Consider the following 244-nt stretch of genomic DNA (forward strand, 5'->3'; position numbering starts at 1 on the left):
TGCTGCAACCATGGATGCAGCTCGACTTGATTGACGGCTGGGACCACTTCGGCCTTTTGCATGAGCTCTTCAAGATGTCCTGGCTGGAAGTTAGAGACGCCGATCGCGCGTACCTTGCCCTCGCGATAAAGCGTCTCCATGGCTTTGTAGGTCTCGACGAAGAGTCCCCTGCCGGCGCACGGCCAGTGGATGAGGTAGAGGTCGATGTAGTCCAGTCCCAGATTGGAAATGGAGGTGTCGAAGG

1 protein-coding gene is annotated in these 244 nt (G+C 57.0%); it reads right to left on the bottom strand.

The window, feature by feature from the left end:
* Positions 1 to 244: aldo/keto reductase (locus tag SB764_RS43770; protein WP_410867273.1), on the bottom strand; the 244-nt coding region annotated here is incomplete at both ends.

Origin of the sequence: Paraburkholderia sp. SIMBA_027, assembly GCF_046535315.1 — a bacterium.
In the GTDB taxonomy this organism is placed as follows: Bacteria; Pseudomonadota; Gammaproteobacteria; order Burkholderiales; family Burkholderiaceae; genus Paraburkholderia; species Paraburkholderia tropica.